Source organism: Bradyrhizobium sp. AZCC 1721 (assembly GCF_036924715.1).
Classification (GTDB): Bacteria; Pseudomonadota; Alphaproteobacteria; order Rhizobiales; family Xanthobacteraceae; genus Bradyrhizobium.
The window spans coordinates 604,436-629,971 of the sequence record NZ_JAZHSB010000001.1 but is presented as its reverse complement, the minus strand read 5'-3'; the positions used below and the strand labels follow the sequence as shown (position 1 = coordinate 629,971).

Below are 25,536 nucleotides of genomic sequence, written 5' to 3'. Positions count from 1 at the left end.
ATCAGGCGTGTGCGGGGGATTCGACGTCGCCGCAGGTCGTTTCCAGGCCGTGGCCGGCCATGGCGCGCAGCTCGCAGGTGCCTTCCCAGCCGGGCATGTGGTCGAGATGAAGCTGCATGAATTCCTGGGCCATGGCGAGCGCTTCCTCCTTGTCGCGGAACTCGAAGATGGCGTAGCCACCGACCACTTCCTTGGCCTCCACGAACGGGCCGTCGGTGACTCGCAGCTTGCCGCCGTCGATCGAGACCCGCGCCCCCTGCTGCAACGGGGTCAGCCCGCCCATGTCGATCATCCGGCCGGCCTTGATCTCGCGTTCGGCAAGCTTCCCCATCGCTTCCATCAGGGCGGGCGTCGGGGCCTTCATCGGTTGCGGGGAGGTAACGATGGACATGAAGCGCATGAACAACTCCTGTGCTGCGAGTTGGCGGCATCAGGCCGGCCATTCCGTCTCGCTACAGGGAACGACGATCCGGCCACGGCCGGATCGACATGCGCTTGTAAAAAAATCCAGGCCCCGGGGATACCGGCTACTGTCCCCGGATCATGATCAGGGGATCGGCGGTATCGGGCACCTTCCGCCACTGCGCATTGTCGTCGGCCTCGAATTGCCAGGTCTCGCCTTTGGCCGACATCAGGATCATCTGTCCGCGCTCCAGCCGCCATTGGTTTGGCGCGAAGGCCGCAACCGCCGGATCGCATTTCGGCTTCAGGAACACCTGGAAATTATCCCCGGTCGCCTCGGTGTTGGTCAGCGTCAGGCCGCAGATCGTCTGCCCATTGCCACGAACCATCGACCAGTCACCGATCATCTGGTCCATCGACTTGGCGAGCGAGCGGGCGGCAGCGAGGTTCTGCAGGATATAAACGCCCTCGCCGGTCCGCAGGCCCTCGAAAATGCCGCTCTCGACTTCGGTGAAGTCGATCACCGGCTGGCCTGCCGCGTCCTGCAGCCGCACGATGTCCAGCCCCTTGATGTTCCAGGCCGTAATGTCCTTGGTGAACGGCAATGCCTTGGCGCAACCGGGCTCAAGCTCGAGCTTGAGCCCCTGCGGCGTCGCATCGCCCTTCATCGTGATGACGCAAGTCTTGCTGCGCTCGGTGGTGGCGAGTTCCCACTGCCCGATCATTTCCTTCTTCAGCGCCGCGGCATCCTGCGCCGCCACCTGCGGCGCAAGCGCGAGCAGCACTGTCAGCGCTGCTGCCGTAATGCCCGAACGCCCAAGCACCATCAGCGTCCCTTCACTGGGGTTTCCGGAACGGGCGTCAGCGGCGCCTTGCCAGCAAACCAGTTTTTCAGGTTATCGACGACCAGTTGATCCATGGCGTTGCGCGTTACCACCGAAGCTGAGCCGATATGTGGCAACAGCACGACATTTTGCATGGCCATCAACTCGTCCGGCACGTTCGGCTCGTTGGCGAACACATCGAGCCCGGCGGCGAGGATGGTGCCGGATTTCAGCGCCGCGACCAGCGCCGGCTCGTCGACGACGGACCCGCGCGCCACGTTGATCAAAACGCCGCGCGGACCCAGCGCCTGCAACACTTCGGCATTGATCATCTTGGCGGTCGAGGCGCCGCCGGGCACGATCACGACCAGCGTGTCCACGTCCTTCGCCATTTCCAGGAGATCGGGATAATGCTGGTAGGACACGGCCGGCGACGGATTGCGTGAATGATAGCAAACCGGCACGCGCGAGGCCTCGAGCCGGCGGCCGATCGCCTGTCCGATGCGACCCATGCCGACGATGCCGATCTTGCGGTCGCGCAGCGAACCGGCGCTCAAGGGATAGTTCTGGGTCTGCCACTGGCCAGCGCGCAGATAGCGGTCGGCCTTGACGAATTCGCGCAAGGTCGCGATCAGAAGCCCCATCGCAACGTCGGCGACTTCTTCCGTCAGCACGTCGGGCGTGTTGGTGACGACGATATTGTGCTCGCGCGCATAAGCCGAGTCGACGTGGTCGTAGCCGACGCCGAAGCTCGCGACGATTTCAAGCTTCGGAAATTGCGACAGCGCCTTCGCGTCGGCCGGCACCATGTGGTAGGTGACCGCCATGCCGCGGATTTTTGCGACCGCATCGGGCGTCAAGCGCTCGAGGTCAGCCCGGCTCTCCGCCATATGCAGGACGTACTGATCCGGAAAGCCGGTTTCCAGGATCGGCCTGACAGGTCCGTAGATCAACAGATCGATCTTCTCGGACGAAATATTCGCGGCAGCCATCAATTTTCCTTTCCAAGCGCGCTCTCATGCCAGCGCCGTAGTACCAGATGCGAAACTAGCGCCAGCAGCCCATAGATGACAATCCCGGCCACCGACAGCAACAACAACGCCGCGAACATTCGGGGAATGTTGAGGCGATAACCGGATTCGGCGATCCGGAAGGCAAGGCCGGAGCCGGCGCCTGCCGTGCCCGCGGCGATTTCGGCGACCACGGCGCCGATCAGCGACAGGCCGCCCGCGATCCGCAAGCCACCGAGAATATAAGGCAGCGCCGCCGGCAATTTCAGGTACCGCAACGTCTGAAGCCGTGACGCGCCGTAGAGTTGAAACAGTCCGGCCAGATTGCGGTCCACCGAATTCAGCCCGAGCGTGGTGTTGGACAGAACCGGAAAGAAACCGACGATCCAGGCGCAGACGATGACCGCGGTCTGCTGCGGCAGATAGATCAGCAATAACGGCGCAATTGCGATCACCGGCGTGACCTGCAGGATCACCGCATAGGGAAACAGCGAATATTCCAGCCATTTCGATTGGTTGAACACCAGCGCCAGCGCGACGCCGCCGACGGCTGCGGCGATGAAACCTTCCAGCGTGGTGAGCAAGGTGACGCCCAGCGATTCCGACAGCACCGGCCAGTCGCTGACGAGCGTCTGAAAAACCGTTGTCGGGCTCGGCAGAACGTAGGGCTGGATATCGTTGACGCGGACGACGAATTCCCACAACGCCAGGCCCGCTGCGAGCACGACAACGGGAAGCAGCATGCGGCCGACGTTCTGCAGGGAACTCATGCGCTAGGCTGCCCGGAATAGGAAGGCGCCAGTGCATTCGAGACCTCGCGGCAATAGCCGGCATAGTCGGCCGAGGTGCGAAACTCCTCGCCGCGCGGCTCCGGCGTCGCGATGCGAAACTCGGCACGGACGCGCCCCGGGCGCGCCGTCATCACGATCACCCGCTGCGACAGATAGACCGACTCGAATACCGAGTGGGTGACGAAAATGACGGTCTTGTGCAGCTTCCGCCACAGCGCCAGCAGATCGTTGTTGAGCCGAAAGCGCGTGATCTCGTCGAGCGCCGCGAACGGCTCGTCCAGCAGCAGAATGTCCGGATCGGTGACCAGCGCCCGCGCCAATGACACCCGCATCTTCATGCCACCCGACAATTCGCGGGGGTATGCACCGGCGAATTCGGCAAGACCAACCTGCGCCAGCGCCCCCTCGATACGCCGGTCGGCTTCGGCCGGCGCCGCATGCGCAAGCTTCAGCGGCAGGCAAACATTGTCGCGCACGCTCGCCCACGGCATCAGCGTGGGCTCCTGAAACACAAAACCGATGGGATGTCGCCCATCCGCCTTGTTGGCGCGATGGGGAACGCTCACCGTGCCCGCACTCGGCGCACCGAGCCCCGCGATCAGCCGCAGCGCGGTGGATTTTCCGCAGCCGGAAGGCCCGAGCAGCGAGACGAAGTCACCCTTTGCGACATCAAGATCGAGCGGCCCCAGCGCGGTCACGCCATTGTCATAGGTCTTGCTCACCGCGCGCAGACGCACGGCAAGGCCCGCCGCATCGCTATCCATCTCCGACAAAGCGGGCCCGGCCATCTCGCGTCAGTTCTTCGGCCGCAGATCGAGACCGACGGCCTTGTTGACGAAGCGAAGCGTGTAGGCCTGGCGGTAGTCGATATCGCGGCGAACCACGCCGGCCCGCACCATCTTGTCGAAGAAGCTCGCCACGCGCGCGTCGTTCATGGCGCCGATGCCGTCGCGCAACGTATCGCCGGAATCGACGATGCCGTATTCCTTCATCTTGGCGACGGAATAGCTGAGCAGCTCGTCGGTCATTTCGGGGTTGATCTTCTTGATCATCGCGTTGCCGGCGGAATTGTCGCCGTAGAGATAGGTGTACCAGCCGATGACGGAGGCATCGACAAAGCGCTGCACCAGGTCCGGCTTCTTGTCGACGATCTCGCGGCGGGTCTCGATCAGCGTCGAATAGGCGTTGAAGCCGTGATCGGCGAGCAGGATCACGCCAGGCTTGAAGCCGGCTGCCTTCTCGACGGCGTAGGGCTCGGAGGTAACGTAACCCTGCATCGCGCTCTGCTTGTTCACGATGAAAGGCTGCGGATTGAAGGTGTAGGGCTTTACCTTGCTCTCGCTGAACCCATATTCGGACTTCAGCCACTGGAAGTAGCTCGCGACACCTTCCTTGGACACCAGCAGCGTCAGCGGCTTAAGATCTTCGAGTTTTGCAATCCTGGTTTCCGGATGGGTGAGGAATACCTGCGGATCCTTCTGGAAGATCGCCGCGACCGCAATCAGCGGCACGTTGTTGGCGACGGCGTCGAACGATTGCAGCGTGTTCGCGCTCATGAAGAAGTCGAGCTTGCCGGCGGTCAGCAGAATGCGGTTGTTGGTGTTGGGCCCGCCGGGAACGATGGTGACGTCAAGGCCGTATTTCTTGTAGGTGCCGTCGGCGACCGCCTGGAAGAAGCCGCCATGCTCGGCCTCGGCGACCCAGTTGGTTCCGAACGACACCTTGTCGAGGGTTTCGGCACGCGCTTGCGTCGGTCCTGCGGCCAACGCCAGAAGACCTGCAGTTAACGCTCGCAGCAAAAAGGCCGGGTTCATGGTTGGACTCCGTCGATCATTCTGGCCCATGATGAGAGACTAAGGACAACGTCCCCAGGAGGTTTTGTCCGGGGATCGGACCATCCTCGGACTATCTAACAAACTACCCTGCAAATTCATCCAAAGAAACGCTTCGCTCGATGGCCTCAACCGTTCCGCCCCGCGACTGGACCGACATCCGCTGGTCCGACATTGCCAAGAATGGCGCTAAGGCCGACGCCGCGCGCTGGATCGCGGTGCTGCCATTGGCAGCCACCGAGCAGCACGGCCCGCATCTGCCGCTGGAAACCGATGTCCTGATCGGCGAGGCCTATCTGGCGCGGGTGCGCGAGCTGTTGCCGGTCGCGCTGCCCGTCACCTTTCTGCCGCTGCAGCCGGTCGGCATTTCCACCGAGCACATCGATTTTCCGGGCACGCTGACGCTGCCGACCGAAGCCGCATTGAAGGAGTGGATGGCGATCGGCGAGCGCGTTGCGCGATGCGGAATCCGCAAGTTCGTGATCGTGACGAGCCATGGCGGCAACAGCGCGGCGATGTCGCTGGTCGCGCAGGATCTGCGCGCCCAGCACGGGCTGCTCGTGGTGACCACGAGCTGGTCGCGCTTCGGCACGCCGGATGGATTGTTTTCGGCGGAAGAGCTGCGTCACGGCATTCACGGCGGCGCGGTCGAGACCTCCATCATGCTGGCGCGCTATCCGCACACGGTGCGGAGCGAGGCGATCGCCGATTTTCGCCCCGCCAGCATCGCGATGGAGAAAAAATTTCGTTGGCTCTCGGCGCATCGGCCGGTCCCTTTCGCGTGGCAGGCGCAGGACCTTAACGAAAGCGGCGCGGTGGGCGACGCCACCAAAGCCACTGCGGAGAAGGGCGAACTACTGCTCGATCACGGCGCGCGGGCGTTCTGCGAACTGCTCGATGACGTCGACAAATTCGATCCGGAATTGTTTCTTCGTAAAGCATAAAATCGCGATTTATTCCCCTAACCATCTGAAATATCGAAGAAATAAACGACGAAACCATATTTCGGCCGCCGCCTCGAACCGCCTTTCAACGTGCTCCGTCCAACTGGGCATGCGGACCACAATGGCCGCTTAACTTAAGGATGGAGACTTCCATGTCGATCAAGACCAAGTTCGCCGCTCTCGCTCTCGCTACCCTTGCCGTTACCGGCGGCATGGCTTCCACACAGGCTCAGGCCAAGCCGCTGCACTGGGGTGTCGGCGCCGGCCTCGTCGGCGCAGCCATCGTCGGCACTGCCATCGCAGCTTCGGGTCCCCATTACTACTATGACAGCTATCGCCGCTGCGGCTGGGTTCGCCAGTTCGACGCTTTCGGCAATTACATCGGCCGCGTCCGGACCTGCGCTTACTGATTTCTGCGGCTGACTTGGTTGCTGTTTGAGAAGCGATTTCCTTGCAGGCAAACCACTTCAGACCCTGAAAGCGCTTCTCGTGTTAACGCGTTTTCTTCACGCGAACCGGAAGGCCACCCACGGATCAAGTCCGAGGGCAAGCTTCGCTCGAAAACGCGTCTGTCGTGGATCAGCGTCCGGCACGGGCGCCTCATCCACCCCCGTGCCGCACCCGACCCGCCCGGTTGTCCCCCCGGGCGGGTCACCTTTTTGAATCCCGGCGCACCGGCCGATGTTGCAGCCATGTCACGTAACGATGTCATTTAGACGAAGCAGTTCAATGCTTCTTGCAATTGCGAATTGTTCCCAACAAAGCTCGCAAAGCGGATTGCGCTCCTGCTCGATCCGGCTTCGGCCGGGAACAGCCGCTAATCCACAAAAAGAGGCTGGGCCGATGATTTCAGGCGATCTCTTTGGTGGTAGCGCGCCGGCAAATCTGCAGTGATAAGAGCGACCGCCGGAACGTTAGCGCCCAGAGTACCCACACGATGACCCGTCGCAGCCGATCCCGCGAGTATCTGCTGGCAGGCGTAGGCCTGAGCCTGCTCGCATTCGACGGCGTTGCCACCGCTGCAGATATGCCGTTGAAGGCACCGGCGCTGAGCGCCGTCTACAACTGGAGCGGCTTCTATCTCGGCGGCCATGTCGGTTATGGCGGCGGCAGCTTTGGCCCTGATACCAATCCCCTGCCGCTGCAAGGCGTGTTTTTTCCCCACAGCATCACCGGCCTGATCGGCGGCTATCAGGCCGGCTACAATTTTCAGCTCCCGAACAACCTGGTGTTGGGGGGCGAAGCGGATGTTTCGTTCCTGAGCACGCTGGATCGTCCGAGGCTTGCGCCGGCTCCCTTCAACACGACCTTCGACTATATTGCCACGGCCCGGGGCCGCGTCGGTTACGCCTTCGGAACGCTGTTGCCCTATGTGACCGGCGGCGTCGCCTGGGCCCGGACCCATGTCGACATCAATGATGTCGACGGAAGCGTGTTATCTACGCGCGGGCATACACATCTCGGCTGGACCGCAGGCGCTGGCGTCGAGTATGCCGCCGACGCCAGATGGAGCGCAAAACTCGAATACGACTACATCGATCTGGGAGCCCGAGCCTATGGGCTTGCGGACGTGCCGCTGCCGGACGTCAGGGTCGATCCCAAGGTCCATACGGTCAAGCTCGGATTGAACTACAAGATCTGGGACGGGCCGGGTTCTGCGACATCGAGCGATTACGCCATCAGGCCACCCACCCCTCCCGCGTCCAAGGACTGGAACGTCCACGCCCAGACGACATTCCTTCCGCAGGGCTATCCAAGCTTCCGCTCGCCGTATCAAGGTACGAACAGCCTACCGGGCGCCGGACGCGTCAGAGAGACCTGGACGGTCGGAGCCTTTCTCGGCTGGCGGTTGTGGGACGGTGGAGAGTTCTATTTTGGTCCGGAGCTTGCGCAGGGCTTCGGAATCGGCGGCACATTAGGCCTGGCAGGTTTTTCAAACGGCGAAGCCCAAAAAGGCGGCACCGAATATCCGAGATTCCGAGCACAGCGCTATTACTTCCGGCAGACGTTCGGGCTGGGCGGCGAACAGGAAGAAGTGGCCGATGCGGCCAATCAGTTGCCGGGCAAGCGCGACATCGACCGGATCACGGTGACGGTCGGGCGATTTGCCGTCGGAGATTTTTTTGACGGCAATTCCTACGCAAAAGACCCGCGTGTGGATTTCATGAACTGGGCAATGTGGGCGTCCGCGGCCTATGACTTTCCGGCCGATCTCCCCGGATTTACCCGCGGCGCGGTGGTCGAACTCAATCGCAAGGACTGGGCCGTGCGCGCGGGCGTGTTTCAAGTGCCCTCTGCTCCCAACAGCGATGTCCTCACCTTCAAGACCGGCGGAGCTGTTGTCGAATTCGAAGAACGTCACACTGTGTTCGATCTGCCCGGCAAATTGCGGCTCGGCATCTTCGCCAATCGCGGCAATACCGGCAACTACCGCAATGCGCTGGCGATCAGCGCCGCAGATCCGACGCTCGACATCAACGACATCATGCCCAGCATCCGGCGCGAAAATCTGAAATACGGTTTCTACGTCAACGCCGAACAACAGATCATGAATGATGTCGGCCTATTCGCCCGCGCGAGCTGGAACGACGGCCGCAACGAAATCCTGTCCTTTACCGACATCGACCGCAGCGTCTCGGCAGGCCTGTCAGTCAAGGGCAGCTATTGGGGACGCCCGAGCGATACATTCGGTTTGGGCGGCGCAATCAATGGTCTCTCTAGCGCGCACCGCGATTTCCTGGCGGCCGGCGGTCTCGGCCTGCTGATTGGCGACGGCCGTCTCAACTACAGCAACGAACGAATCCTCGAGACCTACTACGCCTACGCCATCGACAAGAACTTCACGCTCACCGCCGACTACCAGTTCATCACCAATCCCGCCTACAATGCCGACCGCGGCCCGGTCCATGTGTTCTCCGGCAGGCTGCACGGAGAGTTCTAGTGCCCCTTGAGGCACCCCATGCTCTACTTCGTGATCAAATGCGCCCTGTCCGGCATTATCATCGCGGCGGTGTCGGAAATCGCCAAGCGCAGCCCGGCGTTCGCTGCGCTTATCGTGTCGCTGCCGCTGCTTTCGCTGTTGAGCTTCCTGTGGCTCTGGCACGACACCGGCGATGCGGAGCGCATTGCCGGTGTGGCGGAATCGACGTTCTGGTACGTGCTGCCGTCGCTACCGCTGTTCCTGATATTGCCGGCGCTGCTCAGGGCGGGCGTGGGCTTCTGGCCCAGCCTCGCCGCCGGCTGCGCGGTGACGATTGCTCTTTACTTCCTCACCGCCTGGATGCTCGCCAAATTCGGCATTCGCCTTTGAAGCGGCAGGCGGCAGCCGGGAAACTGTTAGGATTTTATCCCGCCGGCTGAAACGAATCTGCGCGCGCCATCGCCCATGCATCGCGGAAGCGCGGATCCTGGGTGCCTTCGATCAACTCGCCCGGACGCAGCGACGGATAGAGTTGCGCGAATGACAACGTGTCATTCGTGGAGGATCGCTGCGAGAAGTGGATCGGCCGCAATTGCCGCGGATGGTCGAGGCCGGCCGCGGCGATAAGCTCGGACAGGGCGTGCAGGGTGGCGTGGTGATAGTTGTAGACCCGCTCAATCTTGTGCGGCACCACCAGCGCGCGGGCGCGGAGCGGATCCTGGGTGCTCACGCCAGTCGGGCATCGATCGGTATGGCAGCTCAGCGACTGGATGCAGCCGAGCGCGAACATGAACCCGCGCGCAGAATTGCACCAGTCGGCGCCGATCGCCATCGCGCGCGCCATGTCGAATGCGGTCGCGATCTTGCCGGCGGCACCGATCTTGACGCGGTCACGCGCATTGATGCCGATCAGTGCATTATGGACGAAATTGACGCCTTCCCGCATCGGCATACCCAAATGGTCCATGAATTCCAGCGGCGCAGCACCGGTGCCGCCTTCATTGCCGTCCACCACGATGAAATCAGGATATATCCCGGTTTGCAGCATCGCCTTGCAGATCGCCAGGAATTCCCAGGGATGACCGACGCACAGCTTGAACCCGGCCGGCTTGCCGCCGGATAGTCGCCGCATCTCGCCGATGAAAACCATCATTTCCAGCGGCGTCGAGAACGCGCGGTGCGTGGCCGGCGAAATGCAATCCTCGCCCATGGGGATACCGCGAATTTTGGAGATCTCTTCCGAGACCTTGGCCGCCGGAAGGACCCCGCCATGTCCGGGCTTGGCTCCTTGGCTGATCTTGAGTTCGACCATCTTGATCTGATCGTCGCTGGAGACGCGGGCAAATTCTTCCGGGTTGAATGCGCCGTCGCGGTTGCGGCAGCCGAAATAGCCCGAGCCGATTTCCCAGATGATGTCACCGCCGTGCTCGCGGTGGTAAGGACTGACGCCACCCTCGCCGGTGTCATGCGCAAAGCTGCCCTTTTTCGCACCGGCATTTAGCGCCCGCACCGCGTTGGGGCTGAGCGCCCCAAAACTCATCGCCGAGATGTTGAAGACCGAGGCCGAGTACGGCTTGGTGCAATCCGGACCACCGATGGTGACGCGAAATTGCTCGACGGCACGAGACTTCGGCGCCATCGAATGGTGCATCCATTCATAGCCGTCGCGATAGACGTCCTCCTGGGTGCCGAACGGCCGCTTGTCGAGCTCCATCTTGGCACGCTGATACACCAGAGCGCGGGTGTCGCGGGAAAACGGCTTGCCGTCCTTCTCGCTCTCGAAGAAGTACTGCCGTATCTCCGGACGAATTTCTTCGAGCAAAAAACGAATGTGCGCCGAGATCGGATAATTACGCAACACCGCGTGGTTCTTCTGCAGGAGATCGCGAATGCCCAGCGATGTAAACGCGCCGAAGATCACGATCGGCAGCAGCAGCAACTCCCACACTTTCAGATTATTGTCGAAGATCCCGATGCCGATCAGCAATGCCGTGATGACGGCGCAGATCGTCAGCACGATGTAGCGTGGCGAGAACGGAAGCAGCAGCGTTTCCATGGAACCCCCTCACCCAAATTATCCTTGCCGGACGGCAGCTTAGTCCAATCGCCGGAACGGGCGCTACACGATATACGGAACGACCTTCAAGGAAGTGACGGCAGCTTGAAAAATAAACGGGATGCTCCCGGTCCGAATGAACCTGTCGCCTTTTTGCAGTGCAGCGTAATGGCGTGGCAGTCCTTGCCGCACAACCTCATCGCCCACCGGCACGCACGCTCTATCAACCGTCGCGGGCAACGAGCCGCGCGACGTCCGAGAGTGGTTTTAGCAGTGAGGGAGATTGGGGGTAACGTTCCCCGGATGCTGCGCAACGCGCCGCACTTACGGCGTGGTGCGCTGCTGGTCCGGGGTCCATCCATGGCGGCGGGGTCCCGGCTCTGCGGCGCACCGCCGAAGAAGCGCTGCACCGCGTCCGGGACAAGAAGTCTCAGCGCTCGACGAACGCTTTTTCGATCACGAAATGGCCGGGCGTGTTGCCGCTGCCTTCGATGAAGCCGCCGGACTCGAACATCTGCTTCAGTTCTTCCAGCATGGCCGGGCTCCCGCACATCATGATGCGATCGGTCTCGATATTGAGCGGCGGCTGGTGGATGTCGTTGAACAACTGCTCGGATGAGATCAGGTCGGTGATGCGGCCGCGATTGCGGAACGGCTCGCGGGTCACGGTCGGATAGTACAACAGCTTCTCCGACAGCAGCGGCCCGAACAGCTCGTCGTCGCGCAGCTTGGCGACCAGATCTTCACCATAAGCAAGTTCGGAGACCTGACGGCAGCCGTGAACGAGCACGATGGTCTCGAACCGCTCATAGACGTCGGGGTCCTTGATCAGGCTGGCGAACGGCGCGAGGCCCGTGCCGGTCGAGAGCAGCAGCAGGCGCTTGCCCGGAATCAGATTGTCGGTGATCAGCGTGCCGGTCGCCTTGCGGCCGACCAGAATCTCGTCGCCCTCGCGGATCTTCTGCAGCTTCGAGGTCAGCGGCCCGTCCGCGACCTTGATCGAGAAGAACTCGAGCTCTTCCTCGTGATTGGCGCTCGCCATGCTGTAGGCGCGCAGCAGCGGCCGGCCCTCGACCTCGAGGCCGATCATCGCGAACTGGCCGTTCTGGAAGCGGAAACCGGAATCGCGGGTGGCCCGGAAGCTGAAAAGCGTATCGGTCCAGTGGCGGACAGAAAGGACTTTCTCTCTATAGAACGCGCTCATGTGTTTTCGTTTTTCCTGACGTCTCGATGTAGAACGTTTCGGTCTTTGGGCCTCAAAGTGCCAAAAATCAGCGAAATCATCGGCGGTTTGGCGCTTCATTTGCGCACAGCAGACACATAGTCAATATGACCTGCAGCACAATTGAGAACTCGGAATGGCTGTCGGTCTAATTTGCAAAAAGGTTCGATCGCCTTCGTTAACGCTTTCTCGCGCAATTAACTTGCTGAATTCGGCGCCGATCTGGCAATAAAAGACTACGTCGAATTAAGAACGTTTCAAAAGAGATCGCATGCGAAGCCCAACTGAGTTTCGAAAGGGAAAACCGGGCTTCTATCCGGACCAGGCGGTTTATGCAGAGTTTGCTGCTGCCGAATTCGGGCTGACATTTCGCGACCTCGACGGCGGCTCGGGATTGATCTTCAGCATCGCCTCGCGCGACAGGCTGCTTCATTTCGGCGCCGGCCGATGCTCCTGGTATCCGCAGAACAATGCGACGGCTTCGACGCTGGCGTTGGACAAGTTCTTTGCCAGCAGGATTCTGCGAGACGCCGGCGTGCCCGCGCTCGGCGGCGAGTATTTCTTCCTGCACGATCGCCACCGCGCGCATCGCCCGGCGGGCCATGAACGCAGCGACGCGATTGCCTGCTTCAAAGCATTGGGTGGATCGGCCTTCGTCAAGCCGCTCACTGGAGCGCGCGGCGATTTCGCGCAAGCTGTTCACGGCGAAGCCGCGCTCGTTCGCTATCTCGATGCGGTAATGAAGTATTATGACGCCGTTCTGATCCAGCCGATCGTCGATGGCACCGAGTATCGCGTTTTCCTGCTCGACGATGACGCGCTCTACTGCGCGCGAAAACGCCCGCCGTTCATCTCGGGCGATGGCGTGCGTACGTTCCGCGAACTGCTGACGGCCCATAATGACGCTTTGCGGGCCCGCGGCCTTTCGCCGGCTTCGCTGCCCGATCACGACCCGTCACTCGACACTGTGCCGGCAAATGGCGAACGGCGCGAGATCCCCGGGCGGATGAATCTCAGTGCTGGCGGCACGATGGTGCTGGCGGATGCACCGTCCGAACAGGCCATCATGCTGGCGCGGCAGGCTGCGCGCGCGATCGGACTACGCGTAGCGGCCATCGACATGTTCGTAGATATCGGTGGCCAACCGGATTCCATGCAAGTCATCGAGGTCAACTCCAATCCGGCGATCCGGCTGCTGGAGGTCTCCGACCGCGGCGACCTAATCCTGAAGATCTGGCATCACACCTTCTCGACGATGGGATTGCTGTAGTGTTCGACCTGCCGAAATATGGCGACGGCGTCTGCCTCGCGCGCATGGGCGAGCTGTTGAATGAGCTCAGAATCGATCGCGCGTGGCTGCAGCGCGTCTCGGTCGTGGTGACCGGCTCGAACGGCAAGGGCAGCACGGCGGCGATGGCTGCCAGCATTGGCCGCGACTACGGCCTCCGAACCGGCCTCTTCACTTCCCCGCATCTGTTTCGTTTCAACGAGCGGATCCAGGTCGACAACATCGAAATCGACGACGACGCGCTCGCCCTTCTGAAGCGTAAGGTAGAGGCGGTGGTCGCCGACGTCTCGAGCCGTCGCGGTGAACAATTCGGTACTTTCGAAGCGCTGTTTGCGCTCGCCTGCTTGCACTTCCAGAAGAGCGAATGCGATTTCGCGGTGTTCGAGGCCGGCATCGGCGGCCGCTATGATCCGGTCCGCCTGATCGGCGCGCGCGAGACTTGCGTTACCTCGGTCGATTTCGAGCATGTCGATCTGCTCGGCAACTCGCTTGAACTGATCGCCTCCGACAAGAGCGACGCCTGCGCCGCCGGCGGCACGATTATCTATGGTGAAAACTGCCGCGACCTGCGGCGACATCTCGTCGAGTATCATCGCTGGCGCGGCTGCAGCCCACTGTTCGTCCGTGACGAGATCAGTGTCGACAACGAGGCCCAATCCGCGTCGGGGCAGCATTTCGATTTCCAGTTCGGCTATCATGATTTTCGTCACATCGAGCTGGGCCTGCCCGGCGCGTTTCAGTTCAACAACGCCGCCATCGCGATGACCTTGTTCCTGCTCTGGCTGCAACGCGAGCAGCCGCGCAAGGCTCCCGAACGGATCGAAGCGGCCATCCGTTCGGGCCTGCGCAATGTCCGCTGGCCCAGCCGCCTGGAGGTCATCGAGCAAGACCCGCTCACGGTGATCGACGTCGGCCATACGCCGGACGGCATCCGGCAATCGCTGGCGAGCCTCATGTCGATTCACGGCCGCGACGATTGGATTCTCGTCACTGGCGCCTCGCGCGACAAGAAGGCCGACGAGATCGTCGGCGCACTGGCGCCGTCGTTCGATACGATCATCTGCACGGCGGCGCACCACAAGGGCGCGGACCCGCAGGCCATCGCGGCCGCCGCGCGGCTTGGCAATTCCGAAGCAACCCTTCATGTCGCGGCGACAATCGCGGATGCCGTGAGGCTCTCGCAGGAGATGGCTCTGGAACAAAAGCGCAGAGTGTATGTGGCGGGTGGACTATTCCTGGCGATCGAATACGCAACCGTCGCAAAGGGCGGCCGCGCGGAGGATTTGGATTTTTTCTGAACGTGGCGCACAATCCGTGCAGTCGAGCGACCTTTCCGCGGCATCGGAAAGCGCCAGAATGCGACACCGAGGGAGAAACACCATGAGCGATACCGTCAATCGTCAGATCCTGCTGGTCGAGAAACCGACCGGCAAGCTCGGGCCGGAGCATTTCAAGATGGTCCAGGGCACGGTGCCCGAGCCGAAAGATGGCGAGGCGCTGGTGCGGACGCGCTATATTTCGCTTGATGCCGCCAACCGCGCGTGGATGCACGGCGCCACCTATCGCGCCGCCGTCGAGGCCAATACCGTGATGGCCGGTGGCAGCATCGCGGAGGTCGTCGCCTCCAAGGCTTCAAGCCTCGCGCCGGGCGATATCGTATTCGGCGATACCGGCTGGCAGGATTATGCCGCCGTGCCGGCAAAGCATCTGAACAAGATGCCGAAGATGGAGCCGATGACGCATCTGCTCAGCGTCTACGGCATCGCCGGCCTCACTGCCTATTTTGGTCTCCTGCATGTCGGCAAGCCGAAGCAAGGTGAGACCGTCGTCGTGTCGGCTGCCGCCGGCTCCGTCGGATCGATCGTCGGACAAATCGCCAAGATCAAGGGCTGCAACGTCATCGGCATTGCCGGCGGCAAGGACAAGTGTCAGTGGCTCACGTCCGAACTCGGCTTTGACGCCGCGGTCGATTACAAGGACGGCGCCACCTTCAAGGCGCTGCGATCAGCCGCGCCGAAGGGCATCGACGTCTATTTCGACAATGTCGGCGGCGAAATTCTCGAAGCCTGCCTTTCACTGATGAACAACCGCGGCCGCATCGCCTGCTGCGGCGCGATTTCGCAATATGACGGCGTGCCGTCGGCCCACGGTCCGCGCGGCGTGCCCGGCCTGATCGTGGTGAAGCGCCTCGTCATGCAGGGCTTCATCGTGATGGATTATATGGACCAGAGCGCCGCGGCGCTTGCCGATCTGCAATCCTGGGTCGCCTCCGGCAAATTGAAGGTGCAGGAGGACGTGATCGACGGAATCGAGAACACGCCGAAGGCGCTGATCGGCCTGCTCGCCGGCGAGAACCGCGGCAAGCGCATGGTGAAGGTGTAGACTCTCTATCAGCCGTCGTCCCGGCCAAGCGAAGCGCGAGCCGGGACCCATGGCCACCGCATCGAGTTTGGCGACGAGCTGGAGCTCCAGCTCGCCACCATGAAAACCTGTGGTTATGGGTCCCTGCGTTCGCAGGGACGACGGATAAATTGTTGCCTAATGCGCCGCCGGCGCTTGCGGCGCCGCTTTCATCCCCGCCTTCTTTACCTTCCGCTCCTTCAGCCAGTTCTCGAACCGCTGGATCACGACGAAGAACGTCGGCACGAACAGCACGGCCAGGCAGGTTGACGCCAGCATGCCCGAGAACACGGTGATGCCGATCGACTTCCGCGCATTGGCGCCGGCGCCGGTGGCGAGCACCAAGGGCACGACGCCGAGGATGAAGGCGAACGACGTCATCAGGATCGGACGGAAACGGGCCCGCGCTGCCTCGACGGCGGATTCCAACAGCGGCTTGCAGTCGCGCACGTGGAGCTCGAGCGCCACCTCGACAATCAGGATGGCGTTCTTGGCCGACAGCGCGATCAACAGGATAATGCCGATCTGGGTGTAGAGGTTGTTCTCGATCCTCAGCCCGCTCAGCACCAGCATCGGCCCGAGCAGTGATAGCGGTACCGCGAGAATGACCGAGATCGGCGCGTACCAGCTCTCATATTGTCCGGCCAGCACGAGATACACCAGCAGCAGGGCGAGACCAAACGCCCAGTAGATCTGGCCGCCGACGACCTTCTCCTGGTACGACATCGCCGTCCACTCGAAGCCGGTGCCCGGCGGCAGCGTCTTGGCGGCGATCTCTTCCATCAGATTCATCGACTGGCCGGAGCTGTAGCCCGTGGCCGGCAGCCCGATGATGGTGGCCGATGGATAGAGATTATACAGGCTGATCAGCGACGGCCCGACCGCCGGCGTGATCTTCGCCACCGCGCCGAGCGGGATCATGTCGCCCTGGCTGTTGCGCACCGTCAGCCTTTCGATGTCGCGCGGCGTCAGGCGAAATTGCGCGTCTCCTTGCGCATAGACCTGGAAGGTGCGGCCGAACTTGTTGAACTGGTTGACGTAGCTCGACCCCATGTAGGATGACAATGTCGAGAAGACCTGGTCGGTCGTGACATGCATGGTCTGGGCCTTGACCCTATCCACCTCGACGTCGAACTGCGGCACCGTCGAGCGGAACGGCGAGCTGACCCGCTGCAGCGCGCTTTGCGACGCCGCATTGGAAACCATCGCGCCCGTGATTGCCTGCAGCTTGCTGAAGTCGGAATTGCCGTCGCGGAGCTGCACCTGCATCGCAAAGCCGGCGGCATTGCCGATTCCCTGGATCGGCGGCGGCGGGACCACTAGGATCCGCGCCTCCTCGATGACAGACAGTCTTTCGTTCAGGCCGACGAACAGCGACCGCAGATCCTCGCCCTCGCCGCGCGCACTCCACTCTTTGAGGATCAGATAGGCCACGCCGGCATTGGCGAGGCTGGAGGAATTGTCGAGCGCGGAAATGCCCGCGATCGTGATCACCTGCTCGACGCCCGCGGTTTTACTGGTGATGTCGCTGACGCGGGTGAGTACACGCTGAGTGCGGTCGAGCGCCGCGCCATCCGGCAATTGCACCGCCACCAGCAGATAGCCTTGGTCCTCGATCGGGATGAAGCCGGTCGGCACCCGCGACAGGCCGTAGCCGCCGATCGCGATCAGGATCAGCGCGCAGATGACGGATACATTGCTGTGCGCGACCAGACGGCTGATCACCCGGCCATACCAGGCCTCCAGACGGTTATAGACCGCGTTGAAGCCCCGGTAAAAGAAGTTGCGCTGTTCCGGCGGCGCAGGCCGGCGCAGCCATAGGGCGCATTGCGTCGGCTTCAGCGTCGCCGCGTTGATGGCGCTGAGCAGCGCGGTGGCGGCAATGACCAGCGCGAATTGCGCGTACATCCGCCCGGTCAAGCCCGGCAGGAATGCCGAGGGCAAAAACACCGAGACCAGCACCAGCGTGATGCCGATGATCGGCGCGAACAGCGCGTCCATCGCGCTGATCGCGGCGTCATGGCCGGACATTCCCTTCTCGATATTATGGGCTGCGCCTTCGACAACGACGATGGCGTCATCCACCACGATGCCGATCGCGAGCACGATCGCAAACAGCGTCGAGATGTTGACGGTGAAGCCGAGCGCCGCCATCGCCGCGAACGCGCCGATGATCGTCACCGGCACCGTTGTCGCCGGCACCAGCATCGCGCGCCAGTCCTGCAGGAAGATCAGGATCACGACGAGCACAAGCAAGCCGGCCTCAATAAGTGTCTTGTAGACCTCGTTGATCGATTCGGAGACGAATTTGGTGGTGTCGAACGGCGTGTCGTACTTGATGTCCTGTGGGAATCCCTTCGCCAACTCCGCCATTTTTCTCTGAACCGCCTGCTCGACCTCGAGCGCGTTGGCGCCCGGCGACTGGAACACGCCGATGCCGGTGGCCGGTTTGTTGTTGAGCGAGAACATCTGGCTGTAGGTCTGGGCACCGAGTTCCACCCAACCGACATCGCGCACACGGGTGACGTCGCCGCTGTTGCCGGTCTTGACGATCACGTTCTCGAACTCGCTGACGTCGTCGAGCCGCCCGCTGACATTCAGCGTATATTGAAACGCCTGCCCTGCAGGCGCCGGCGGCGCCCCGACCTGGCCTGCGGTGACCTGCTGGCTCTGCTGCTGGATCGCCGAAATCACGTCCTGCGGCATCAGGTTGCGCGCCTGCAGCTTGTTCGGATCGAGCCAGACCCGCATCGAATACTGGCCGGCCCCGAACACGGTGACATTGCCGACGCCGGGTAGGCGCGACAGCTCGTCGCGAATGTTGATGGTGGCGTAATTGCTCAGGAACAGGCTGTCATAGGTCGCTTTCGGCGATGTCAGCGTCACGAACAAGAGGATCGCCGTCGACCTCTTCTGCACGATGACGCCCTGGTTCTGCACCGATTGCGGCAGTTGCGAGAGCGCGCTCGAGACCCGGTTCTGCACCAGCACCTGAGCGAAGTTGAGGTCGGTGCCGATTTTGAAGGTGACCGTCAGCGAGTAGGAGCCATCGGCGCCGCTGTAGGACTGCATGTAAAGCATGTCCTCGACGCCGTTGACCTGTTGCTCGATCGGCAGCGCCACGGTGTCGATCACGGTTTTCGCGCTGGCGCCGGGATAGCGGGTGGTGACCTGCACCGTGGGCGGCACGACATCGGGATATTGCGCAACCGCGAGCCGGAACAGGCAGACGCCGCCGATCAGGATCATCAGGATCGCGATGACGTTGGAAAGAACGGGCCGCTCGATGAAAAATTTTGAAATCATGGCCGGCTCCTACTTGGCCGACGCCGGCTGCGCTTCGACTGTTTTCACTTGCGGATCGACCTTCTGGCCGGGGATTGCACGCAACAGCCCGGCGGTAATCACGCGGTCATCGGGCTTGAGGCCCTCCTCGATGACGCGTAGTTCGCCTTCCAGCGGTCCGACGCGCACCTTGCGCTGCTCGACGACATTTTCGCCGTTCACGACCAGCACATAACGTCCGGATTGATCGCTGCCGAGCGCGACGTCGGGCACGAGCAGCGCGTTCTGCACCTGGTCCAAAGGCACGCGAATTCGGACGAAGAATCCCGGCAGCAGCGCGCGGTCCGCGTTGGGCAGCACGCCGCGCACAGGCAGCGTGCCGGTCGACTGGTTCAGCGTCGTGGCGGCATAGTCGAGCTTGCCCTTGTGCGGAAAACCGGTCTCGGTCTGCAATCCGACCTCGATCGGTACTTGCCTGAGATCATCGGGCGTCAGGCCGCGCCGGCGCGCTTCCTCGCGGATCCGCAGCACGTCCTGTTCGTTGACGTTGAAATTCACATAGATCGGGTCGAGCGCCACGATGGTAGCGAGTTGCGTCGGCGACGAGGCGCCGACGAGTTCGCCGACGGAGACGAGATGCGCACTGACGACGCCGTCGAACGGCGCGACCACATTGGTGTAGCCGTAGTTGACTGCCGCGATCTTGGTATTGACCTGGGCCTGCAGCAGGCTCGCCTGCGCATTGTCGCGGGCCGCGGTGGAATTATCCAGCGTGGCCTGGGAAACGGCCTGCCGCTGCACCAACTCCTGCTGGCGCTTGAAATCCGCCTCGGTCTGTCGCACCGAGGCCTGCGCGCCGGATTCCGCGGCCTGCGCCTGTTCGAGCTTCAGCTTGTAGGTGTCCGGTTCGATCGTGAACAGGGATGTGCCTTCTTTGACGTAGGCGCCGTCCGTGTAGTTGATCGATTGCAGAAAGCCCTGCACGCGCGCGACCAGATCGACATTCTTGATCGCCGCCGTATTGCCGGTCGCTTCCAGATAGCGCGTGAAAGGCCGTTGCAGGGGCGGCGCAACTTCGACCTTCGGCGGCGGGGGCGGGACAAAAGTATTTTGTTCGCAGGCACTTAAGATGCCCATCGCAGCAACGGCGAAAGCTGCGCGGCAGGCGGCAGCACCTTTTTGCGCGGCGGTGTCGTGTGATCTCAAGCGTGCAGGCGAACGCGAAGCCTTCATTTTTGGTGCCTCAATCGGTCTTGTTCTGGAAAAGGCTTTATTCGGAAATCGGCTTTCCGCCATCCCATGAAAATAGCAACAATCCGCTTGCGGCGGAACTGGAAAGCGAAAATGATACGACCCGATTTTTTCTGAAAATCACATTTCACTTTGGTTGGAGCGGCGGCTTCCGGCGACGACAAAGGATTTATTCAAATGATCAACACGGTGACGCGCGCGAGAATGCTTGGACCATTACTTGCAGCCGCGACATTCGCAATTGCAGCACCCGTGCTTGCGCAGGCGCCGAGCCAGGCGCAACGCGACGCGATCAAGTCGCAGTGTCGTTCGGACTACATGGCGCGTTGCTCCAGCGTGCCGCCGGGCGGCGAGGCCGCGCTGCAATGCCTGCAGAAGAACATGTCGAGCCTTTCATCGAGCTGCCAGAGCGCCGTGCGCGCGGTGGAACCACCGGCAGCCGCGCCTGCCAAGCCGGCGGAGGCGGCTAAGCCCGCCGACCCCGCCAAGCCGGCCGAGACCGCAGCACCGAAATCCGCAGCGCCTGCTGCCGCAACGGCGGCGCCGGCCAAGTCCGCTGAGCCAAAGGCTGCCGCCCCTGCTGCCGGACAACCGTCCAGCGCCCAGATCTCCGCGATCCGCAGCGCGTGCCGCTCCGATTATCCGAAGGTCTGCGCGGGCGTGCCGACCGGTGGCGCGTCGGCAGTGCAATGCCTGGAAAAGAACAAGGGGAAACTCTCGGCCGCTTGCGAGAAGGCCGTCGCTGCCGCGACTGGCGGGGCTGCGGCTACAGCGGGGGCGGCACCCGCGGCCGCGGCGCCGGCAGCCGCCGGCCCAGCACCGGCCGCTGCAGCAGCGCCGACGGCGATCGTGCTGCGGCCGATGCGGCCCCGCGAAGAACTATTCGTGCTGCGATCGGCCTGCGGCGCCGACGTGCGCACGATTTGCGGCGACGTGCCCGCTGGCGGCGGCCGGATCGTGCAGTGTCTTGCAACCAATGCCGCCCAGCTTTCGCCGGCCTGCAAGGACGTTTTGTCCCAATTCGCGGCACGATAGTCACGCGCCTTCGGCGATCCCCGGGTGATCAGGGGATCGCCGATCATTCACCGCCGCGAAAGGCGAGGATGAGCTGAATGAGCCGTACCGACAGGGCGACATAGAGGATCGTCATCAGGATTTGATACGCGACGTGCCAGTTGAGCTTGGCCAGCTTGTAGAGACCGTCAACGAAGTTCAGCAGCAGGAGGACAACACCGAACAGCATGACGCCGCGGCCGACGAGACCGTGGCGCAGATAGCCGAACAGGACGACCGCCGGCTCGCTGCTCGATACGTGGGCACCGGCGGATATGATCAACGTCCCGATGATCATCTTCTCGACGTGAGAGAATATTTCCTTGGAGACCGGCTCGACATGTTCGGAATAGAACGCCAGCCATTTGGCTCTGACCTGCGCCATGAGTTCTCCTTGGGTTATCCTTGCGGCGATGAATGGGAGCTTCACTACAGCGGGTCCGCGATCAGGACGCAAGAAGGCCAGCCAGCCCCATCCGCGGATACTCCGGCAACGAAAAACGAGATCGGCACGCAAGGCCGACGCGATAGCATCCGCAAAACTTTCCGAAGAAAGCCTTCAAAAGGAAACTTTCAATACCTGAACATCAACCAGTACCAGTCCGGGAGACCGACATGCGTTACTTGCTGATCATTGCATCCGCCCTCTTCGCGTTCGGCACCGCCATGACCCTTGAATCGACTGAAACCAACGCCGCTGTATGCGCCAAGGGCGTCTATCGCGCCGGCTGCGCCGGAGCGCGCGGCGCGGTCGTCGTCCGCAAACCGGCGGTGGTTTGCAGGACCGTGTGGGTGAACGGCGCGAAGGTTCGCCGCTGCACCTGAGCCCGAAGCTTCGGTCAAGCCAGAGTTGCCGCAGAGCGGACAACCGTTCGCGGACACCCCGGCGCGGCTGAAACAGGCCATGGACACCGGTGGGTGACCGGACCTGGAACCGCGCGCCCGTCATCATTTTTCTGTAGCGCAATTTTCCGGCGCGGATTAGTCTCCTTTCCAAATTAGTAAGTATACTGTCGATTGGGAGGAAGACGTGCGTATCGCCGTCATTGGCGGAGGCCCCGGCGGCCTCTACTTCGCCTATCTCTGGAAGCGCCGTCATCCGGACGCGCAAATTGACCTGTTCGAACAGAACCCCGAAGGCGCGACCTGGGGGTTTGGCGTGGTGTTCTCCGAACAGGCGCTGGAATTCTTGCGCGCCGACGACCCCGAGACGGTCGACGCCATTACGCCGCGGATGGAGAGCTGGAAGAACATCACGCTCGATCTGCGTGGTGAAAGCGTCGAGATCGACGGCGTCGGTTTCTCCTCGATCGGCCGGCTCGAACTACTCACCATCCTGCAGCAGCGCGTGCGCGCGGCAGGCGTGGCGGCGCGATACGACACCACGATCCAGTCGATCGACGAACTCGGCGAATACGACTTGATCGTCGCCGCCGACGGGCTGAACTCGCTGGTGCGCCGCGGCTTTGAGAAGGAATTCGGCGCCACGGTTTCGCACTCGACCAACAAATTCGCCTGGTACGGCACCAGCAAACGCTTTGCCACGCTGTCGCAGACGTTCGTGAAGACCGACCTGGGGTTCTTCAACGCGCACCACTACCGCTATTCGCCCGCCATGAGCACGTTCCTGGTCGAATGCGATGCGGCGACCTGGCAGGCCTATGGCTTCGAGCACAAGACGATCGAACAGTCGCAGGCGATCTGCGAAGAAATTTTTGCAGAGACCCTCGACGGTCACCCCCTGGTGTCGAACAAATCGGTGTGGCGCAATTTTCCCTGGATCTGGAACGAGGATTGGTCGCACCGCAACATGGTGCTGATCGGAGACGCCTTGCACACTGCGCATTTCTCGATCGGCTCAGGCACGCGGCTCGCCATCGAGGACGCGATCGCGCTAACCAAAGCGCTGGAAGCGGAACACGATGTTCCCGCAGGCCTCGCCCGCTACCAGGCCGAACGCAAGCCGATCGTGCAGAAGCTGGTGACGGCGGCGCGCACCAGCGCCGACTGGTACGAACACTTCCCCGAACACATGAAGCTCGACCTGATGGACTTTGCCTACAGCTACATCACCCGCTCCGGGCGGATCGCTGACGCGCGGCTGCGCGCGATGTCGCCGGAATTCATGAGGCGTTACGAGGCAGCGAAAGAAATCGGGAGCCAGGCATGACCTCAGAAATTTCCGATTTGGTCCCCCGCGACAATCCGGGCGCGCGCGAGATCGGCTTTGCGATCCCGGAACGCTATAACGCGAGCCGCATCCTGTTCGATAATCTCGCGGCCGGCCGCGGCGACCGGCTGGCGCTGACCGGCCCCGGCGGCACGCGCACTTATGCAGAGCTCTGCGCGGAGGCCGCGCAATGGGGCCACGGCTTTCAGTCGCTGGGCTTGAAGCGCGGCGACCGCATCCTGATGTTCCTCGACGACACGCCGGCCTACCCGGCGGCATTTTTCGGCGCGGTGCGCTCCGGCTTCGTGCCGCTGTTGATCAACACGCTGACGCCGCCGGAGCTCCTGCAGTTCTATCTCTCGGACGCGGGCGCAGCGGTAGCGGTCGCGGAGGCCGAGTTTACGTCGCGGTTCAACGCGGAGGCCTGCAAGGGTACGCCGTTACAAACCCTTGTTGTGGTCAATGGCGTAGCGGGCGAGCACGCCGTGCCGAACCCGGTCGACGCGGCGAAGTGGCTGCAAGGCTTCGCCACCGATCTTCCGGAAGCCGACACCCACCGCGACGAGATGGCGTTCTGGATGTATTCGTCGGGCTCGACCGGCCGCCCCAAGGGCATCGTGCATCTGCAGCACGACATGGCCTACAGCGAGCAGGCGTTTGCCCGCAACGTGCTCAAGCTCGGGCCGGACGACATCTGCTTCTCGGTGCCGAAGATTTTCTTCGCCTACGGTTTCGGCAACGCCATCACCTTCCCGTTCTCGGTCGGCGCGGCGACGCTCTTGCTGCCCGGCCAGCCAAAGCCAGCAGCGATCTTCCAGGCGATCGAAAAATTCCGGCCCACCGTGTTCTATGGATTGCCGACGCTCTACACCTCGCTGACCAAGGCCGAGGGTGCGGCGACAACCGATTTCTCGTCGCTGCGGATGGCGCTGTCGGCGGCCGAAGTCTTATCGGCGGAAGTGTTCAACGGCTGGAAAAAGCTGACGGGGCTCGAGATCATCGAAGGGCTCGGCTCGACGGAAGTCCTGCACATCTATCTCTCCAACCTTCCCGAGAAGAGAAAACTCGGCGCCGCGGGCCTGCGCGTGCCCGGCTATGAGATCCTGCTCAGGGACAAGGACGGCCGCGAAGTCGCCGACGGCGAGGAAGGTATCTTGTGGGTGCGCGGCGATTCCAACACGCCGCTGTACTGGAACCGGCCGGACAAGTCGGCCGAGACCATTCGCGAGGGTGGCTGGATCTACACCGGCGACCGCTTCATGCGCGATGCCGACGGCTTCCATTTCTTCCGCGGCCGCGCCGACGACCTGGTCAAGATATCAGGCCAATGGGTTTACCCGCTGGAGGTCGAGCTCTGTCTTGCTGAGCATCCCGACATCAGGGAATGCGCGGTGTTTGCGGCCGAACTGCCGGACCGCCGGATGACCCTGAAGGCGGTGGTGGTGATGAACAAGGGCGAGTTCGACAGCGATGATGCGACGAAGAAGCTGCAGGATTACGTCAAGGCAAAGCTGCTGCCTTACAAATATCCGCGCGAGATCACCTTCATCGAGGAACTGCCGAAGACCGGCACTGGCAAGATCGACCGGCAAGCGCTGATGAGGATGTAATCCATTCGCAAACTCGCTGTCGTCCCTGCGAACGCAGGGACCCATAACCACTGATATCAGTTGTGGCCTTAGGCTGCAGCCACAGCCTGCCTAACTCAAATATTTGTGGTTATGGGTCCCGGCTCAAGGCCGGGACGACAGCGGAGTTTTTGGCATCGACCGCCCGTTCCTCCGCAAACTCGCTGTCGTCCCTGCGAACGCATGCGAACGCAGGGACCCATAACCACTGATATCAGTTATGGCTTTGGCTGCAGGTACAGCCTGCCTAACTCAAATATTTGTGGTTATGGGTCCCGGCTCAAGGCCGGGACGACAGCGGAGTTTTTGGCATCGACCGCCCGTCCCTCCGCAAACTCGACGTCGTCCCCGCGAACGCAGGGACCCATAACCACTGATATCGGTTATGGCCTTAGGCTGCAGCCACAGCCTGCCCCAACACAAATATTTGTGGTTATGGGTCCCGGCTCAAGGCCGGGAC

Annotated in this window: 23 protein-coding genes; 12 read left to right on the top strand and 11 right to left on the bottom strand. The window is 62.2% G+C overall.

The features are described 5' to 3' along the window. Position 1: 1 nt before the first annotated feature. The 6 genes from V1273_RS02980 to V1273_RS02955 form a co-directional block, all read right to left on the bottom strand. Complete coding sequence (locus tag V1273_RS02980; RefSeq protein ID WP_334366185.1) at positions 2–400, bottom strand: YciI family protein; 399 nt, start codon at positions 398–400, stop codon at positions 2–4. A gap of 127 nt (positions 401–527) precedes the next feature. Further along, positions 528–1,229: an AprI/Inh family metalloprotease inhibitor gene (locus V1273_RS02975; protein ID WP_334408667.1), complete on the bottom strand. Its 702-nt coding sequence runs from the start codon at positions 1,227–1,229 to the stop codon at positions 528–530. After that, entirely contained in the window at positions 1,229–2,218 is a 990-nt protein-coding gene (locus V1273_RS02970) for a 2-hydroxyacid dehydrogenase (RefSeq protein ID WP_334366183.1), read from the bottom strand. Before V1273_RS02970 ends, V1273_RS02975 begins: the two co-directional genes overlap by 1 nt. Then, a complete protein-coding gene (locus V1273_RS02965; RefSeq protein WP_334408666.1) occupies positions 2,218–3,006 on the bottom strand; it encodes an ABC transporter permease in 789 nt (262 codons plus the stop codon). The genes V1273_RS02970 and V1273_RS02965 overlap by 1 nt, the downstream gene beginning before the upstream one ends. After that, positions 3,003–3,815, bottom strand: coding sequence for an ABC transporter ATP-binding protein (locus V1273_RS02960; RefSeq protein ID WP_334408665.1), 813 nt, complete (start codon positions 3,813–3,815; stop codon positions 3,003–3,005). Before V1273_RS02960 ends, V1273_RS02965 begins: the two co-directional genes overlap by 4 nt. A gap of 6 nt (positions 3,816–3,821) precedes the next feature. Further along, the gene (locus tag V1273_RS02955) at positions 3,822–4,841 is read right to left on the bottom strand and encodes an ABC transporter substrate-binding protein (RefSeq protein WP_334384007.1); all 1,020 of its coding nucleotides are present in this window, start codon (positions 4,839–4,841) and stop codon (positions 3,822–3,824) included. Positions 4,842–4,981: 140 nt separating this feature from the next. Here V1273_RS02955 and V1273_RS02950 point away from each other — a divergent pair, with 140 nt between their 5' ends. From V1273_RS02950 to V1273_RS02935, 4 genes are all read left to right on the top strand, one after another. Then, the gene (locus V1273_RS02950; protein WP_334408664.1) at positions 4,982–5,803 is read left to right on the top strand and encodes a creatininase family protein; all 822 of its coding nucleotides are present in this window, start codon (positions 4,982–4,984) and stop codon (positions 5,801–5,803) included. A gap of 152 nt (positions 5,804–5,955) precedes the next feature. Further along, entirely contained in the window at positions 5,956–6,213 is a 258-nt protein-coding gene (locus tag V1273_RS02945; RefSeq protein WP_334408663.1) for a hypothetical protein, read from the top strand. 527 nt (positions 6,214–6,740) lie between these two features. Next, on the top strand, positions 6,741–8,744 hold the full coding sequence (locus V1273_RS02940; protein WP_334408662.1) for a carbohydrate porin: 2,004 nt from the start codon (positions 6,741–6,743) through the stop codon (positions 8,742–8,744). Between the two features lie 18 nt (positions 8,745–8,762). After that, positions 8,763–9,113: a DUF3147 family protein gene (locus V1273_RS02935; protein WP_334408661.1), complete on the top strand. Its 351-nt coding sequence runs from the start codon at positions 8,763–8,765 to the stop codon at positions 9,111–9,113. 34 nt (positions 9,114–9,147) lie between these two features. Here V1273_RS02935 and V1273_RS02930 read toward each other — a convergent pair whose 3' ends face one another. Together V1273_RS02930 and V1273_RS02925 are read right to left on the bottom strand one after the other, a co-directional pair. Continuing rightward, positions 9,148–10,779, bottom strand: a complete 1,632-nt coding sequence (locus V1273_RS02930) for an FMN-binding glutamate synthase family protein (protein ID WP_334408660.1) — start codon at positions 10,777–10,779, stop codon at positions 9,148–9,150. A 430-nt stretch (positions 10,780–11,209) separates the two neighbouring features. Further along, positions 11,210–11,983 (bottom strand): ferredoxin--NADP reductase, encoded by a 774-nt coding sequence (locus tag V1273_RS02925; protein ID WP_057841999.1) that lies wholly within the window; start codon positions 11,981–11,983, stop codon positions 11,210–11,212. A 289-nt stretch (positions 11,984–12,272) separates the two neighbouring features. On the opposite strand from V1273_RS02925, the gene V1273_RS02920 reads away from it, so the two are divergent. From V1273_RS02920 to V1273_RS02910, 3 genes are all read left to right on the top strand, one after another. Next, entirely contained in the window at positions 12,273–13,271 is a 999-nt protein-coding gene (locus V1273_RS02920; protein ID WP_334408659.1) for a hypothetical protein, read from the top strand. Next, positions 13,271–14,587, top strand: a complete 1,317-nt coding sequence (locus tag V1273_RS02915; protein ID WP_334408658.1) for a bifunctional folylpolyglutamate synthase/dihydrofolate synthase — start codon at positions 13,271–13,273, stop codon at positions 14,585–14,587. Before V1273_RS02920 ends, V1273_RS02915 begins: the two co-directional genes overlap by 1 nt. Positions 14,588–14,669: 82 nt before the next feature. Next, on the top strand, positions 14,670–15,671 hold the full coding sequence (locus V1273_RS02910) for an NADP-dependent oxidoreductase (protein WP_334408657.1): 1,002 nt from the start codon (positions 14,670–14,672) through the stop codon (positions 15,669–15,671). A 156-nt stretch (positions 15,672–15,827) separates the two neighbouring features. On the opposite strand, the gene V1273_RS02905 is transcribed toward V1273_RS02910, so the two are convergent. Next, complete coding sequence (locus V1273_RS02905; RefSeq protein ID WP_334408656.1) at positions 15,828–18,995, bottom strand: efflux RND transporter permease subunit; 3,168 nt, start codon at positions 18,993–18,995, stop codon at positions 15,828–15,830. Positions 18,996–19,004: 9 nt separating this feature from the next. Next, on the bottom strand, positions 19,005–20,111 hold the full coding sequence (locus tag V1273_RS02900; protein ID WP_334408655.1) for an efflux RND transporter periplasmic adaptor subunit: 1,107 nt from the start codon (positions 20,109–20,111) through the stop codon (positions 19,005–19,007). Here V1273_RS02900 and V1273_RS02895 point away from each other — a divergent pair. Together V1273_RS02895 and V1273_RS02890 are read left to right on the top strand one after the other, a co-directional pair. Beyond that, on the top strand, positions 20,104–20,277 hold the full coding sequence (locus V1273_RS02895; RefSeq protein WP_334366169.1) for a hypothetical protein: 174 nt from the start codon (positions 20,104–20,106) through the stop codon (positions 20,275–20,277). The two genes, V1273_RS02900 and V1273_RS02895, sit on opposite strands and share 8 nt — an antisense overlap. 125 nt (positions 20,278–20,402) lie before the next feature. Next, positions 20,403–21,260 carry a cysteine rich repeat-containing protein gene (locus V1273_RS02890; protein ID WP_334408654.1) on the top strand — a complete coding sequence of 286 codons (858 nt, stop codon included), beginning with the start codon at positions 20,403–20,405 and terminating at the stop codon, positions 21,258–21,260. A 43-nt stretch (positions 21,261–21,303) separates the two neighbouring features. Here V1273_RS02890 and V1273_RS02885 read toward each other — a convergent pair whose 3' ends face one another. After that, complete coding sequence (locus tag V1273_RS02885; RefSeq protein WP_334366167.1) at positions 21,304–21,663, bottom strand: hypothetical protein; 360 nt, start codon at positions 21,661–21,663, stop codon at positions 21,304–21,306. Between the two features lie 230 nt (positions 21,664–21,893). On the opposite strand from V1273_RS02885, the gene V1273_RS02880 reads away from it, so the two are divergent. From V1273_RS02880 to V1273_RS02870, 3 genes are all read left to right on the top strand, one after another. Continuing rightward, positions 21,894–22,103 (top strand): hypothetical protein, encoded by a 210-nt coding sequence (locus tag V1273_RS02880; RefSeq protein WP_334366166.1) that lies wholly within the window; start codon positions 21,894–21,896, stop codon positions 22,101–22,103. A 205-nt stretch (positions 22,104–22,308) separates the two neighbouring features. Continuing rightward, positions 22,309–23,448, top strand: a complete 1,140-nt coding sequence (locus V1273_RS02875; RefSeq protein ID WP_334384015.1) for an FAD-dependent monooxygenase — start codon at positions 22,309–22,311, stop codon at positions 23,446–23,448. Further along, positions 23,445–25,058: a benzoate-CoA ligase family protein gene (locus V1273_RS02870; protein ID WP_334384016.1), complete on the top strand. Its 1,614-nt coding sequence runs from the start codon at positions 23,445–23,447 to the stop codon at positions 25,056–25,058. The genes V1273_RS02875 and V1273_RS02870 overlap by 4 nt, the downstream gene beginning before the upstream one ends. The last annotated feature ends 478 nt before the right edge of the window (positions 25,059–25,536 follow it).

Excerpts from the sequence above, each read along its gene's own strand:
- V1273_RS02910 (WP_334408657.1), top strand. The coding sequence starts at position 14,670 with ATGAGCGATACCGTCAATCGTCAGATCCTGCTGGTCGAGAAACCGACC.
- V1273_RS02970 (WP_334366183.1), bottom strand. The coding sequence starts at position 2,218 with ATGGCTGCCGCGAATATTTCGTCCGAGAAGATCGATCTGTTGATCTAC.
- V1273_RS02930 (WP_334408660.1), bottom strand. The coding sequence starts at position 10,779 with ATGGAAACGCTGCTGCTTCCGTTCTCGCCACGCTACATCGTGCTGACG.
- V1273_RS02895 (WP_334366169.1), top strand. The coding sequence starts at position 20,104 with ATGCCCATCGCAGCAACGGCGAAAGCTGCGCGGCAGGCGGCAGCACCT.
- V1273_RS02955 (WP_334384007.1), bottom strand. The coding sequence starts at position 4,841 with ATGAACCCGGCCTTTTTGCTGCGAGCGTTAACTGCAGGTCTTCTGGCG.
- V1273_RS02965 (WP_334408666.1), bottom strand. The coding sequence starts at position 3,006 with ATGAGTTCCCTGCAGAACGTCGGCCGCATGCTGCTTCCCGTTGTCGTG.
- V1273_RS02890 (WP_334408654.1), top strand. The coding sequence starts at position 20,403 with ATGATCAACACGGTGACGCGCGCGAGAATGCTTGGACCATTACTTGCA.
- V1273_RS02920 (WP_334408659.1), top strand. The coding sequence starts at position 12,273 with ATGCGAAGCCCAACTGAGTTTCGAAAGGGAAAACCGGGCTTCTATCCG.
- V1273_RS02880 (WP_334366166.1), top strand. The coding sequence starts at position 21,894 with ATGCGTTACTTGCTGATCATTGCATCCGCCCTCTTCGCGTTCGGCACC.
- V1273_RS02980 (WP_334366185.1), bottom strand. The coding sequence starts at position 400 with ATGCGCTTCATGTCCATCGTTACCTCCCCGCAACCGATGAAGGCCCCG.
- V1273_RS02950 (WP_334408664.1), top strand. The coding sequence starts at position 4,982 with ATGGCCTCAACCGTTCCGCCCCGCGACTGGACCGACATCCGCTGGTCC.
- V1273_RS02960 (WP_334408665.1), bottom strand. The coding sequence starts at position 3,815 with ATGGCCGGGCCCGCTTTGTCGGAGATGGATAGCGATGCGGCGGGCCTT.
- V1273_RS02905 (WP_334408656.1), bottom strand. The coding sequence starts at position 18,995 with ATGATTTCAAAATTTTTCATCGAGCGGCCCGTTCTTTCCAACGTCATC.
- V1273_RS02870 (WP_334384016.1), top strand. The coding sequence starts at position 23,445 with ATGACCTCAGAAATTTCCGATTTGGTCCCCCGCGACAATCCGGGCGCG.
- V1273_RS02900 (WP_334408655.1), bottom strand. The coding sequence starts at position 20,111 with ATGGGCATCTTAAGTGCCTGCGAACAAAATACTTTTGTCCCGCCCCCG.
- V1273_RS02925 (WP_057841999.1), bottom strand. The coding sequence starts at position 11,983 with ATGAGCGCGTTCTATAGAGAGAAAGTCCTTTCTGTCCGCCACTGGACC.
- V1273_RS02935 (WP_334408661.1), top strand. The coding sequence starts at position 8,763 with ATGCTCTACTTCGTGATCAAATGCGCCCTGTCCGGCATTATCATCGCG.
- V1273_RS02975 (WP_334408667.1), bottom strand. The coding sequence starts at position 1,229 with ATGGTGCTTGGGCGTTCGGGCATTACGGCAGCAGCGCTGACAGTGCTG.
- V1273_RS02885 (WP_334366167.1), bottom strand. The coding sequence starts at position 21,663 with ATGGCGCAGGTCAGAGCCAAATGGCTGGCGTTCTATTCCGAACATGTC.
- V1273_RS02940 (WP_334408662.1), top strand. The coding sequence starts at position 6,741 with ATGACCCGTCGCAGCCGATCCCGCGAGTATCTGCTGGCAGGCGTAGGC.
- V1273_RS02945 (WP_334408663.1), top strand. The coding sequence starts at position 5,956 with ATGTCGATCAAGACCAAGTTCGCCGCTCTCGCTCTCGCTACCCTTGCC.